The sequence below is a fragment of the Streptomyces sp. NPDC017936 genome, from assembly GCF_044328485.1.
Lineage (GTDB): Bacteria > Actinomycetota > Actinomycetes > Streptomycetales > Streptomycetaceae > Streptomyces.
This window is the reverse complement of sequence record NZ_JBIRHK010000020.1, coordinates 70266-82035: the sequence shown is the minus strand read 5'-3', so window position 1 is coordinate 82035 and position 11770 is coordinate 70266. Positions and strand designations below refer to the sequence as shown.

Annotated in this window: 11 protein-coding genes; 7 read left to right on the top strand and 4 right to left on the bottom strand. The window is 74.3% G+C overall.

The window, feature by feature from the left end:
* The first annotated feature begins 47 nt into the window (after positions 1–47).
* The 4 genes from ACH4F6_RS33400 (at position 48) to ACH4F6_RS33385 (ending at position 4264) form a co-directional block, all read left to right on the top strand.
* The gene (locus ACH4F6_RS33400) at positions 48–287 is read left to right on the top strand and encodes an SCO4848 family membrane protein (RefSeq protein ID WP_397964113.1); all 240 of its coding nucleotides are present in this window, start codon (positions 48–50) and stop codon (positions 285–287) included.
* Between the two features lie 199 nt (positions 288–486).
* The gene (locus ACH4F6_RS33395; protein ID WP_397964112.1) at positions 487–1905 is read left to right on the top strand and encodes a metallophosphoesterase; all 1419 of its coding nucleotides are present in this window, start codon (positions 487–489) and stop codon (positions 1903–1905) included.
* Positions 1906–2162: 257 nt separating this feature from the next.
* Complete coding sequence (locus tag ACH4F6_RS33390; RefSeq protein WP_397964111.1) at positions 2163–3701, top strand: ABC transporter substrate-binding protein; 1539 nt, start codon at positions 2163–2165, stop codon at positions 3699–3701.
* A gap of 110 nt (positions 3702–3811) precedes the next feature.
* Positions 3812–4264 (top strand): ATP-binding protein, encoded by a 453-nt coding sequence (locus ACH4F6_RS33385; RefSeq protein WP_397964110.1) that lies wholly within the window; start codon positions 3812–3814, stop codon positions 4262–4264.
* A gap of 289 nt (positions 4265–4553) precedes the next feature.
* Here the strand turns inward: ACH4F6_RS33385 and ACH4F6_RS33380 are convergent, their stop codons facing one another.
* Together ACH4F6_RS33380 and ACH4F6_RS33375 are read right to left on the bottom strand one after the other, a co-directional pair.
* On the bottom strand, positions 4554–5993 hold the full coding sequence (locus tag ACH4F6_RS33380; RefSeq protein ID WP_397964109.1) for an ATP-binding protein: 1440 nt from the start codon (positions 5991–5993) through the stop codon (positions 4554–4556).
* Positions 5990–6682, bottom strand: coding sequence for a response regulator transcription factor (locus ACH4F6_RS33375; protein WP_397964108.1), 693 nt, complete (start codon positions 6680–6682; stop codon positions 5990–5992). The genes ACH4F6_RS33380 and ACH4F6_RS33375 overlap by 4 nt, the downstream gene beginning before the upstream one ends.
* Before the next feature lie 174 nt (positions 6683–6856).
* On the opposite strand from ACH4F6_RS33375, the gene ACH4F6_RS33370 reads away from it, so the two are divergent.
* Entirely contained in the window at positions 6857–9271 is a 2415-nt protein-coding gene (locus ACH4F6_RS33370; RefSeq protein WP_397964198.1) for an MMPL family transporter, read from the top strand.
* Positions 9272–9361: 90 nt separating this feature from the next.
* Here the strand turns inward: ACH4F6_RS33370 and ACH4F6_RS33365 are convergent, their stop codons facing one another.
* Entirely contained in the window at positions 9362–10192 is an 831-nt protein-coding gene (locus ACH4F6_RS33365) for a TetR/AcrR family transcriptional regulator (protein ID WP_397964107.1), read from the bottom strand.
* A gap of 58 nt (positions 10193–10250) precedes the next feature.
* The gene (locus ACH4F6_RS33360) at positions 10251–10658 is read right to left on the bottom strand and encodes a VOC family protein (RefSeq protein ID WP_397964106.1); all 408 of its coding nucleotides are present in this window, start codon (positions 10656–10658) and stop codon (positions 10251–10253) included.
* 174 nt (positions 10659–10832) lie between these two features.
* Here ACH4F6_RS33360 and ACH4F6_RS33355 point away from each other — a divergent pair, with 174 nt between their 5' ends.
* On the top strand, positions 10833–11282 hold the full coding sequence (locus ACH4F6_RS33355; RefSeq protein WP_397964105.1) for an NINE protein: 450 nt from the start codon (positions 10833–10835) through the stop codon (positions 11280–11282).
* Positions 11275–11685, top strand: coding sequence for a DUF2752 domain-containing protein (locus tag ACH4F6_RS33350; protein WP_397964104.1), 411 nt, complete (start codon positions 11275–11277; stop codon positions 11683–11685). Before ACH4F6_RS33355 ends, ACH4F6_RS33350 begins: the two co-directional genes overlap by 8 nt.
* The last annotated feature ends 85 nt before the right edge of the window (positions 11686–11770 follow it).

Sequence of the window (11770 nt, the reverse complement as noted above, 5' to 3'; positions counted from 1 at the left end):
CCCCACCCCCGTCAGGGAACCGGACACCGGGCGGCGATACTGAAGACATGAAGCTCAGCCGCCCGGTGTCCTGGTTCCTGCTCGCCTTCGGGGTGTGGAGCTGGGTCATCTGGGTCACTTTCGTCAAAAACCTGGTCAAGGACAGCAGCGGACTCGCCTTCGAGGACGGCGATCCGACGGCGTACTTCTGGGTCCACCTGACCCTCGCTGTCGTTTCCTTCGTATGGGGGACGGTCATCGGGGTCATCGGGTTGCGCGGACTGCGCGCCCTGCGCCGAACCTCATAGCCGGACGGCCGAAAGCCGGGGGCCGGACGGCGGAAAGCCGTTCCCCGGACGGCCGAGAGCCGGACACGGCGAACCGGACGCCGTGCGCCGGACGCCGTGCGCCGGACCGCCGGTCCGCACAGCCCGACCGCCGCACCGCACAGCCGAACCGCCGGACGTCCCACCGGACGCCCGAGCCGACAGCGGGGATTACGACACCGTGGCCTTCCTTCTCGTGCCGCTCGTCCTGGCCGTCCTGGTGACGGCCAACTGGTACCTGTGGCGCCGCCTGTTCCGCGACACCACCCGCGCCCCGGGCCCGGTCCGCCGCGGCGGCGCGGTGCTGATCGCGGGCGGCTGGGCCCTGGCCGTCGGCGCCCTCGTCGCCGAACGCGCGGGCGCCCCCTTCCGGCTCCAGCGCGTCCTGGCCTGGCCGGGCTTCCTGTGGCTGGCGCTGTCGGTCTACCTGCTGCTGGCCGTCGTCGCCGGAGAGGCCGTACGGCCGTTGCTGCGGCGGTACCTGGAGCGCCGGCGGTCCGCCGGGGCGGCCGTGCCGCCGGCGGAGGGGCCGAAGGACGCGCCGCGCGAGGAGACGGAGCCCGTGCCGGCGGGCCGGACACGGGAGGAGACGGCCCCGGCGGCGGCCGCACCGGCCGAGGGAACCGTTTCGGCGGCCGGGGCGCCCGGGGAAGCGCCGGCGCCGGGCGCACGGGCCGGCGCGACCGCGGACGCGGCTGCCCACGCCCCCGGGACGGCCGACGGCTCCGGCCCCTCCGCCGGCGACGCGGCCGGCGCCTCCCCGCCGGTCGCCGCCCCCTCCCGCCGGCTGTTCGTCTCCCGCGTCATCGGCGGCGCCGCGGCCGCGGCCGCCGTCGGGACGGTCGGCTACGGCACGTACGGCGTCCTGAGGGGGCCGGAGGTGAAGCGGGTCACGGTGCCGCTGGCCAAGCTGCCGCGCGCGGCGCACGGCTACCGGATCGCCGTCGTCAGCGACATCCACCTCGGCCCGGTCCTCGGCCGGGGGTTCGCCCAGAAGGTCGTCGACACGATCAACGGCACCCAGCCGGACCTGATCGCGGTCGTCGGCGACCTGGTCGACGGCAGCGTGAAGGACCTGGGTCCGGCCGCCGCCCCGCTCGCCCGGCTGAAGGCGCGGCACGGCAGCTTCTTCGTCACCGGCAACCACGAGTACTTCTCCGGCGCCGAGCAGTGGGTCGAGGAGGTGCGCCGGCTCGGGCTGCGCCCGCTGGAGAACGCGCGCACCGAACTGCCCTGGTTCGACCTGGCCGGCGTCAACGACGTCGCGGGCGAGAGCGAGGGCCAGGGCCCCGACTTCGCCCGGGCGCTCGGCGACCGCGACACCACGCGCGCGTGCGTGCTCCTCGCCCACCAGCCCGTCCAGATCCACGACGCCGTCGACCACGGCGTCGACCTCCAGCTCTCCGGCCACACCCACGGCGGTCAGCTCTGGCCCGGCAGCCTCCTCGCCGCCGCCGCGAACCCGACCGTGGCGGGTCTGGAGCGCTACGGCGACACCCAGCTGTACGTCTCCCGCGGGGCCGGCGCCTGGGGCCCGCCCACGCGCGTGGGCGCCCCGTCGGACATCACGGTGATCGAACTGGCGTCCCGGCAGGCGTAGTTCCCGGCCCGCCCGAGGACCTGACGGGAACTCACCGGCGCCCGCCCGGGCCGTGGCCGACGGCCGCGGCGGCCCTGTGGGCATCCTGTGAAACCCGGCCGAAACAGCCGCTCGGGTAAGTTCTTTCCCATCTCGCCAGATTCCCTTCCGCGGCAGAAACACCTGTGGTTAGGTGAGCCGCGCCGCCACAGGGGGGTGGCAGGGGCCGGGCCCCGGGGGCCCGGGGAGGGCGGGACACCACCGTGCGATCGGTTCGCATGCGCATGTTCGTGACGCTGCTGGTTCTCGCGGTCGCCGCAGTGGGCGCCTGGCAGTTACTGCCGTCGCAGGGCGGTTCGGACAGGGCCATCAGGGTCGGCACGACGGACACCGTCACCTCGCTCGACCCGGCCGGCGCCTACGACGCCGGCTCCTGGGCGCTGTTCAGCAACGTCTTCCAGTCGCTGCTCACCTACGAGCCGGGCGGCGTCGCCCCGGTGCCGGACGCGGCCGAGAGCTGCTCCTTCGGCGCCGGCGGGCTGACGACGTACGTGTGCGAGCTGCGCGACGACCTCACCTTCCCCAGTGGCCGCGGCGTGGACGCCCGGGACGTGAAGCACTCCTTCGACCGGGTCAAGGAGATCGACGCCGACGTCGGCCCGGCGTCCCTGTTCTCCACCCTGAGGTCCGTGGACGCCCGGGGCCGGACCGTCACCTTCCACCTGTCGTCGCCGGACGCCACCTTCCCGTTCAAGGTGGCCACCGGAGCCGGCTCGATCGTGGACCGCGAACGCTACCCGGCGGACGCCCTGCGCACCGGCGGCCGGGCCGACGGCACCGGGCCGTACGAGCTCACCGGCTACACCGAGGGCGAACGGGCCGACCTCACGCCCAACTCCCGCTACCGGGGCGCCGTGCAGACCGGCCGGCCCATCGAACTGCGCTACTACGCCGACCCGGAGGCGCTGGCCGAGGCCTGGCAGGCCGAGGACGTCGACGCCGCCACGCGACAGCTCCCGCCGGGCGTCTCCGCCGCCCTCGACCCCAGCGACCCGGACCAGCGCGTCACCGAGGCCGACAGCTCCGAGACCCGCAACCTGTACCTCAACACCCGCTCCGGCTCGCCGCTGCACGACGCCGGCGTCCGCAGGGCGATGGCCTGGCTGATCGACCGCGAGCAACTCGCCGACACCGTGTACGAGGGCACCGTCGACCCGCTGTACTCGCTCATCCCGACCGGCATCACCGGCCACACCACGTCGTTCTTCGACGACTACCCCGACCAGAACCCCGAGAAGGCGCGCAAGCTGCTCAAGAAGGCCGGCGTCGCCATCCCGGTCCGCTTCACCTACGGCTACGGCCGGGGCAGCGGCGCCGCAGCCGCCGAGGCCCAGGAACTCGAGCGGCAGCTGGAGGCCAGCGGCCTGTTCGAGGTGACCGTCGAGGGCTACGAGTGGACCGACTTCCAGAAGCGCTGGGCGACCGGCACGCTCGACGCGTACGCCGTCGGCTGGGTCGCCGACTACCCCGACCCGGACACCTTCTCGGGCCCGCTCGTCGGCACCGGCTCCACCATGAACACCGGCTACAGCAGCAAGGAGGCCGACCGCTACATCCTGAACAGCCGGCAGTACGCCGAACGCGGCCGTGCCGCCGGCGACCTCCGCGGCCTGCAGGCGGTCATCGCCCAGGACGTGCCGGTCATCCCGCTGTGGCAGCGCAAGGAGTACGTCCTCAGCAGCGTCGACGTCGTCGGCGGGCAGTACCTGGCGGACGGCAACGGCGTGTTCCGGCTGTGGAGGCTGAACTGGATCTGAGCCGGATCCGGTCCGGATCCGGTCCGGCCCGGGCATGCGCCCGCACCTCACCGGGCAGTCACCCGACGGGGCGCCGTGCGGCGGAGGCGCGCACGGGGTGAGGAGCAGACGTGGTGAGACGCGACGCCTTCCGGCTGCCCCGGCACCCGGCCTCCGTGGGGCTCGCCCGGCGCCGGGTGCGTGACCACCTCGCCGACTGGGGCCGCGGCCCGGACGACCCGGCCGTCGAGGACGCGGCCCTGCTCGTGTCCGAACTGGCCACCAACGTCATACGCCACGCGCCCCCGCGGGAGCGCGAGTTCGAGGTGGCCGTCACCGCCCTCGCCGACGGCTCCTGTCTCATCGAGGTCTCCGACGAGGGCCGGCCCGTACCCCGCCTGCGCGCCGTCGACGAGCGCCAGGAACACGGCCGCGGCCTGCACCTCGTGGAACACCTCGCGTCGGCCTGGGGCGTGTGGAGCAGGGGCCGCCACGGCAAGACGGTGTGGGCCCTGCTGACCCGCCCGCCCGCCCCCGCCGACGCGACCCACCCGCCCGATCCCCGCCCGTCCCCGCCGACGTGACCCGCCGTCACGGCGTCCCCGGCCCTCCGACGACACCGGCCGCCCGACGCCCCGCCCGACACCGGCCGCCCGACGCCCCGCCCGGGCCCGGCCGCCCGGCCTCCCCGGACCGCCCGGCCTCCCCGGACCGCCCGGCCTCCCCGGACCGCCCGGCCTCCCCGGCCGCCCGGCCCCACGGGGCTCCCGGCCTCACCCCGGCTTCCCGGCCTCCCCGGGGTCTTCGGTCTCGCCCGGTCGGCCCTGGCACGGGCCGGCGGTCCCGCCGGATCCCTCGCCCCGTCCCTCGTCCTCACTCCGGCCTGCGCACGGGCAGTTCGACCGTCGCCGTCAGGCCCTCGCCGGGGGCCGTCCGGACGGTGACCTCGCCGCCGTGGGCGTGGGCCACGCCCCGGACGATGGCCAGGCCCAGGCCGCTGCCGGCGCCGCCCCCGGCGCGGAAGAAGCGGTCGAAGACGCGGGCGGCGTCCTCCGGGGCCAGCCCGGGGCCCTTGTCCTCGACGAGGATCCGCACGACGCCGTCGGAGCGGGCCACGCCGAGGCGGACCGGCACGTCGGCGGGGGTGTGGGTGCGGACGTTGGCCAGGAGGTTGGCGAGGACCTGGCGCAGGCCCGCCTCGTCGGCCCGCAGCAGGACCGCCCCGTCGGCGTCGACGGTGACGGGCCGGCCGGGCTGCTGGGCGCGCAGGTCCTCGGCCGCGTCCCGCACCAGCCGGCTCACGTCCACGCCGCGCAGCCGCAGCTCGGGCCGCTGGTCGAGGCGGGCCAGCGTGAGCAGCTCGTCGACGAGCCGGCCCATGCGGTCCACCTCGCCGTTCATCCGGTCCCAGGCCCGCCGCCGCTCCGCCGGATCGCGCAGCATGCCCTGGTCGTACAGCTGGAGGTAGCCGCGGATCGCGGACAGCGGGGTGCGCAGCTCGTGCGAGGCGTCGGCGACGAAGCGGCGCAGCTGGGCCGCGCTGCGCTCGCGGGTGCGGTATGCCGTCTCCACCTGGTGGAGCATGGAGTTCAGGGCGAGCCGCAGCTGTTCCACCTCCTGCGTGGGGTGGTGGCTGGAGGGCACGCGCCGGGTGAGGTCGCCCTCGGCGATCGCCGACGAGGTCTCCACCATGTCCTCCAGCGGCCGCATCCGCCGCCGCACGCTGAACAGCGTCAGACAGGCGAGCAGCGCCAGCAGCAGCGTGCCGACGGCCAGGTCGAGCTTGAGTGCCCTGACCATGCCCTTGTGCAGGGCGTCGGTGGAGGCGGCCAGCAGGATGTACGAGCCGTCGGCGAGGCGGGTCGCGGTGACCCGGTAGGGGGAGCCGTCCACGGTGACGTCGTGCGGGTCCGCGTCCCGGGCGAGGGCGCCGGGTTCGCCGACGGCGTCCGCCAGCTCCCGTTGCGCCCCGGTCGGCTCGATGCCGAGCGCGGTCACGGCCCGGCCCCGGCCGTCCACCGCGGCGAAGACCGAGTCCGGCGACGGCTGCTCGGCGGCGCGCTCCGGCACCAGCCGGTCACGGACGAAGCCCAGGACGCCGACCGAGTCGATCTGCCGCAGGGTGAGCCGCGAACCGCCCAGCGAGTCACGGGTCTTGACCAGCTCGGAGTCCACCTGGTCCAGCAGGTAGTGCCGCATCCCCATCAGGCTGACGGCGGTCGCGGCGACGATGCCCAGGGCGAGCAGCACCACGTTCGCCGCCGTGAGCTTGGCGCGCAGGGAGTGCACGCCGTGCCGGTGGAGCCGTCTCATGCCAGCCCGTACCCGACGCCCCGCCGGGTGGTGATCACCGGCGGCCCCAGCGCGTCCAGCTTGCGCCGCAGGTAGCTGATGTAGGTCTCGACGACGGTCGACTCGGGCGGGGTGTGCTCGTACTGCCAGACGTGCCGCAGCAGTTGCTCCTTGGGCACGATCCGGCCGCCGTTGCGGACGAGGAAGCGCAGCAGCGCGTACTCCGTCGGGGTGAGCTCGACCGTGCGGCCCGCGCGGCGCACGCTGTACGTCGTCTCGTCCAGCTCCAGGTCGCCGTAGCGCAGCGGCGGCCGCTGCGGGAGGACGTCGGCCAGGGGACGGGTGCGGCGCAGGACCGCCGTGACGCGGGCGACCACGACGTCGATGTCGAACGGCTTGGTGATGTAGTCGTCGCCGAAGCCGAGGGCGCCGACGATCTCGGCGGGCGCGTCCCGCGCGGTCAGGAAGACCAGGGCCAGCTGCGGCTGCCGCTCGCGCAGGTGCCGGCCCAGCGCCCGGCCGTCCCCGTCCGGCAGCATCACGTCCAGCAGCGCCACGTCGGGCCGGGCGCGCGCGGCCAGCGCGAGGGCCTCGCGGACGGTGCCGGCCGTCATGACCTCGAAGTGGTGGAAGCGCAGGGCGATGGCGAGGACGTCCGCGATGCTCGGCTCGTCCTCCACGACCAGCACGGTGCCGGGGGCCGTCGTCATGCCCCCAGTATCGGCGGGGCCGCCGGCGACGGGGCCGGTTCCCGCTTTGGAGTTCCTTGAGAGTCACGGCCGTTCGTCTCCCCGCGCGCGTGCCGCCGCCGATCCTGGTGTCCAGGACCTGGGGGACCGACCGACCGATTCGACGGACGACGAAGGAGCTCGAGCGTGGCGGCATTGGCACGATGGTGCTATCGGCACCGGCTGGTGGTCCTGTTGCTGTGGGTGGGGGCGTTGTTCGGCCTGGGCTTCACGGCCTCGACGGCCGGCACGGACTACGCGAACGTCTTCTCCCTCCCGGACACGGACTCCAAGAAGGCGTACGACCTGATGGAGAAGGCGTTCCCCGCACGTGCGGGCGACACCGACACCGTGGTGTGGAAGGTCGACGAGGGCTCGGTCCGCGACCAGGACGTACGGTCCCGGATCCAGCCCGCGCTCGACGAGATCGCGGGCATGGAGGGCGTCGGCAGCGTCACCGGCCCCTACGCCGGGCCCGGGGGAGCGGCGCAGATCAGCCGTGACGGGCGGATCGCGTACGCGCAGGTGACCTTCACCGACCAGGCGAACGCCGTCCCGAAGGAACTCGTCCAGGACGTCGTCGACACCGCGCAGGGGGCCGGACGGGACGGACTGGAGGTCGAGCTGGGCGGTCAGGCGATCCAGCGGGTGCAGGAGCCGCCCACCGGCCTGGCCGAGATGGTCGGCCTCGCGGCCGCCGCGATCGTGCTGTTCCTCGCCTTCGGCTCGCTCTTCGCGATGCTGCTGCCCATCGCCGTGGCGGTCTTCGGCGTGGGCATGGGGCTGTTCGGCACCCAGCTCCTCAGCCACGTCACCGACATCCCCGACCTGGCGCCGCTGCTCGCCTCCCTGATCGGCCTCGGCGTCGGCATCGACTACGCCCTGTTCATCGTCACCCGGCACCGCAAGGGCATCCTGCGCGGCGTCGACCCGGAGGAGTCGGCGGTGACCGCCCTGAACACCTCGGGCCGGGCCGTGCTGTTCGCGGGCGGCACGGTGTGCATCGCGCTCGCCGGCATGCTGGTGACCAACCTGCGCTTCCTGGACGGGGTGGTCGTCGGCACCTCCCTGACGGTCGTCCTGAGCGTGCTGGCGGCCACGACCCTGCTCCCCGCGCTGCTCGGCTTCCTCGGCCCGCGCGTGCTCAGCCGCAGGCAGCGGCGCCGGCTCGCCGAGCAGGGACCGGAGGAGGAGCGGGCGAGCGGTCCGGCGGCCCTCTGGTCGGCGGGCGTGCAGCGCCGGCCCCGTACGGTCGCCGCGCTCGCCCTCGCCGTCATGGCGGTGCTCTCCCTGCCGGTGCTCTCCCTGCGCCTGGGCGCCACCGACCAGGGCAACGACGACACCACGACGACCACCCGGCAGGCCTACGACCTGCTCGCCGAGGGCTTCGGGCCGGGCTTCAACGGCCCGCTCCAGGTCGTCGTCTCGGACGGCGACCCGGCGGTCCTGGCCAAGGACATCGAGGCCACCCCGGGAGTCGCCCGGGTCGCCGCGCTGCCGTCCGCCCGGGGCGTCACCGTCATCCAGGTGATCCCCACGACCTCGCCCCAGTCGCAGGAGACGGACACCCTCATCGACCGGCTGCGCGACGAGGTCGTCCCGCGGGCCGGGGCCGAGGCGCACGTCGGCGGCGTCACCGCCGTGTCCAAGGACTTCGCGACGGTCACCGGGGACCGCCTGCCCCTGTTCGTCGCGACCATCATCGGCCTGGGCTTCCTGCTCCTGCTGGTGGCCTTCCGCTCCCTGGTGGTGCCGCTGACGGCCGCCGTGATGAACCTGATCGCGGCGGCGGCCTCCTTCGGCGTCCTCGTCGCGGTCTTCCAGTGGGGCTGGGGCCTGGACCTGCTCGCCCTCGGCAAGGAGGGCCCGATCAACGCCTTCCTGCCGGTCATCATGCTCTCGCTGCTCTTCGGCCTGTCGATGGACTACCAGGTGTTCCTGGTCAGCCGGATGCACGAGGAGTGGGTGCACACCCGGGACAACGCGCGCGCGGTCCGGGTCGGCCTGGCGGAGACGAGCAGGGTCATCAACAGCGCGGCCCTGATCATGGTCTGCGTGTTCCTCGCCTTCGTCCTGAGCGGCGACTCGGGCGCGGCGATGGCGGGCGTGGGCCTGGCGGCCGCGGTCGCCCTGGACGCGTTCCTGCTGCGCACGGCCCTGGTGCCGGCCGCGATGCACCTGCTCGGCAACTCCAACTGGTGGCTGCCGGCCCGGCTGGAGAAGCGGCTGCCGCACCTGGCGGTGGAGCCGAGGGAGGAGCCCGGGGCGCCGGTGGGGCAGGACGGCCCCTCCTCCGCGGTCCACGGCTTCGTGCGGGACCCGGCCGGCGATCCCGTCGAGGGCGCGGCGGTCACCCTGATGTCCAAGGGGGGACGCCAGCTGGACCACGTCACCTCGCTCGCCGACGGCTCCTACATCCTCGCGGTGCCGGCGCCCGGGACGTACCTGCTGGCGACGACGGCCCGCTCGTACGCCTCCCGCGCACGGCAGGTGATGATCGCGGACGAGCCGCTCGTGTACGACGTGGAGCTCACCGAACTGTCGGGCGACGAGGTCGACGCGATCAACTGACCCGCGCACCCGGAGCCCACACCTGACCCCGGGGCCCGTGCCCCGGGGCCCCGCCCCCGTCTCCCGGGACCCGGCGTCCAGGGGCCGGACTCAGCCCTTCGGCCTCTCCGGCCTCTGCGGCGCCTCCGGCTCCTTCGGCCGGTCCGGCGGAGCCGGTGCGTCCGTCTTCCTCGCCGGGTCCGGCAGGGCCTTGGTCATACCGGGCAGGAAGTCCGTGAACAGCTCGTGCACCTCGTGGACGAGGGGCCGCAGCACCCGGAACCGGGACAGCGCCACCCCCCGCGCGGTCAGCCGCGCACCCCGGTCGGCGAGCCGGTAGCTGCGCTCGCGGCCCTCCGTGCGGTCGAAGATCCAGTACAGGACGAGCCCCATCTGGGAGAGCCACATCAGCTCGGGCAGCACCTCCCGCAGCTCCTGCGGCACCTTCGTCCTCGTCGCGCCCGCCAGGACCTCCTTGTGGACGCCGATCGCCTCCACGCGCGCGTGCTCCGACTCCGGGGAGAAGGGGCTGAGCGGGCTGTCCGGGTCGGCGGCGTTCTTGAAGAACTGCACCGCGAACTCGTGGTACGGCGTGGCCACGTCCAGCCAGGTCCGCAGCACGCCCGCCAGCCGCGCCTCCAGGCTCGTCTCCCGCGCCAGCACCTCCCGGACCGCCGCCCGGTGCTCGGCGGCGAGCCGGTCGTAGAAGCCCTGGATCAGGTGCTCCTTGCCGGCGAAGTAGTAGTACGCGTTGCCGACGGAGACCCCGGCCTCCTGGGCGATCGCCCGCATCGTCGTCCGGTCGTAGCCGCGCTCCTGGAACAGCCGCATCGCCGTCTCCAGGATGAGCGCCCGGGTCTGCTCGGACTTGGGCCGCGCGGCCGCCGCGCGGGACTCGGTGGGGGGAGCGGCCTCGGCGGGGCCTTCGTGGTTCGCGGACACGGGAACAGAGCCTAACCAGTGGCGCGGCCGCCACCGCCGCACGCGCGCGGGGCGCGGCCTACCGGCGGGCCAGCTCCGGGCGCTTGCGGTAGTCCGTGAGGCCCAGGACGTTGCCCCACGGGTCGGCGAACTCGACCGTCCAGCCGGTGGCCACCTGGAACGGCTCCTCGAGCGGCGCGACCCCGCTCTCCGTCAGCCTGCGCGCCGCCACGCGCGCGTCCGGCACCTCCAGCCACACGCGCGGGGAGGGCCACGGCGGCGGCCGGTGCCCCAGTCCGTCCTCCCGGCGCAGCAGGATGCCCGGCGTCTCGGCCCCCACCCTCAGCAGGGCGATGCCCGCCTCGTCGAACCGGAAGCCCACCGCGAACCCCGCCCGCTCGTAGAAGGCCACCGCCTCGTCGAGGTCCCCGACGGCCAGCAGGACGTTGTCGAACCCGAGCAGCTCGTACGACTGGTTGTCTGACATACCGTCAGAATAGGAGAAGGTGGGAGAAATCGTGTGACGGGACACGAAAGACCCACCGGCCGTGGCCCGGGGCGAGGCCCTGCGAGGCCCTGGCTTCACCGCCGCGGAATTCTTCGGGCAAGATGACCTGAACTCACTCAGCAGCAGTCCGATGATCTGGTCTCGGGGGTCACCTTGTCCGAACAGCCTCAGCAGCCTCAGCAGCCCCAGCAGCCGCCCCAGCCCGGCTACGGGTACCCGAACGCCGGGCAAGGGCCGTACGCGGGCGGCCAGGCCGGCCCCTACGGCTACCCCCAGGACGGCTACCAGCAGCAGGCCTACCAGCAGCCCGGGTACCAGCAGGCCGGCTACCCGCCGCCCGGCTACGGCGGTGACCCCCACGCGCCCTACGGGTACGACCCCTACGGCCGCCCCTACTCCGACAAGTCGAAGATCGTCGCGGGCATCCTCCAGCTCTTCCTGGGCAGCTTCGGCGTCGGCCGGTTCTACATCGGCAACGTCGGGATCGGCCTGGCCCAGCTGTTCACCTGCGGCGGGCTCGGCATCTGGGCGCTCGTCGACGGCATCATCCTGCTGACGAGCAACGACAAGACCGACGGTCAGGGCCGGATCCTGCGTGGCTGACGCGGTGGGCGGGGAGCGCGCGTCCCCGCTGCGGCATCCGGCGGCGGCACCCCTCGCGGTACTCGCCGCCGGCACGGCCGGCTCCGCCTACCTGTACGTCACCGACCCCCACGAGCCCGGGCACCTGCTGCCCCGGTGCCCGTTCCGGTTCGTCACCGGGCTGCTCTGCCCCGCCTGCGGCGGTACCCGCATGGTCTACGACCTGATGCACGGTCACCTCGGCCAGGCCTGGCTCGACAACCGCGCCCTGCTGCTCGCCGCCCCGTTCGCCCTCGCCCTGCTGGCGCGGTGGGCGGTGGAGGGACTGCGCGGGCGGCGCTGGCGGCCCCGCCTCGGCCGGCCGGCCCAGGCCGTCGTCCTCGGCCTCGCCGTCGCCTGGACCGTCGTGCGCAACCTCCACTAGCGCGAGACGGCCCGGAACTCCTCTTGCGGTGGCGCGATGTGATCACGGAATAGGAACGATCGCTCGCCCCCACTCCCTCTCGCCC

Coding starts and splice junctions, on each gene's coding strand:
- ACH4F6_RS33360 (WP_397964106.1), bottom strand. CDS start 10,658: ATGTCAGACAACCAGTCGTACGAGCTGCTCGGGTTCGACAACGTCCTG.
- ACH4F6_RS33380 (WP_397964109.1), bottom strand. CDS start 5,993: ATGAGACGGCTCCACCGGCACGGCGTGCACTCCCTGCGCGCCAAGCTC.
- ACH4F6_RS33390 (WP_397964111.1), top strand. CDS start 2,163: ATGCGCATGTTCGTGACGCTGCTGGTTCTCGCGGTCGCCGCAGTGGGC.
- ACH4F6_RS33400 (WP_397964113.1), top strand. CDS start 48: ATGAAGCTCAGCCGCCCGGTGTCCTGGTTCCTGCTCGCCTTCGGGGTG.
- ACH4F6_RS33375 (WP_397964108.1), bottom strand. CDS start 6,682: ATGACGACGGCCCCCGGCACCGTGCTGGTCGTGGAGGACGAGCCGAGC.